Origin of the sequence: Komagataeibacter xylinus NBRC 15237, from assembly GCF_001571345.1 — a bacterium.
In the GTDB taxonomy this organism is placed as follows: domain Bacteria; phylum Pseudomonadota; class Alphaproteobacteria; order Acetobacterales; family Acetobacteraceae; genus Komagataeibacter; species Komagataeibacter xylinus.
On sequence record NZ_BCTP01000144.1, the window covers coordinates 1 to 697 of the forward strand.

At 57.4% G+C, this 697-nt stretch carries 1 protein-coding gene; it reads right to left on the bottom strand.

The annotated features are described in order from the left end of the window. Window positions 1-186: 186 nt before the first annotated feature. Window positions 187-697: transposase (locus GXY01S_RS16800; RefSeq protein ID WP_156470355.1), on the bottom strand; the 511-nt coding region annotated here is incomplete at its 5' end.

Consider the following 697-nt stretch of genomic DNA (forward strand, 5'->3'; position numbering starts at 1 on the left):
ACGCGGATTTCTCACATTTTGTCTGAAGAGTGTTATTCTCTGTTCTGAGAGCTGTGTCCTGTGCGTCTGATCTGGAATGACAACGGCATTTTGCCTCTGGAGGCAGATTCTGGACGCAGTTGGGGTCTTAGCGCCTGAGAAGGCGGTGATGGCTGTGAGTATGTGGTCTGTGCACTGTCTGTTTCGTCAGGAAGCCTGGCGGAGCCTTCGCAATCGTGCATGAGCGAGGGCGAATTCGTGCTGGCAAGGGAATATATCGGGCATGGACAGGACAATTCGACGCACGCTGACCTTTACGACTGTCGCGATTTTGAGCAGTCGTGCGCGGATGGTGCCACAGGTCGCCTTCTCCAGAGAGGTCTGCCCAAGGGCCATCTTTTGCAGAGCGGTGAGCAGGACATAGGCTGCGGCCGAGAACCACAGCCGGAGCTGGTTGGCGCGGATGGTATGGGAGGATGTCCTGTCTGAGAACAGATCCAGCTGGCATTCCTTGATGCGGTTTTCCATATCCCCGCGTGCGCAGTAAATCTGTTCGTAGAGATGGCGGGGGTCGGACATTCCCTGCGGTAGCGTGGTGACAATAAAGCGATGATAGCGGTTGCCGTGGCGCCATTCGGCCTTGGCCACCACCCGCCTGCGGCGCGTCCAGCTGTCCTTTGTGATCCAGTCAAAGGAGGCGAAACCGCGCGCCGCTTTG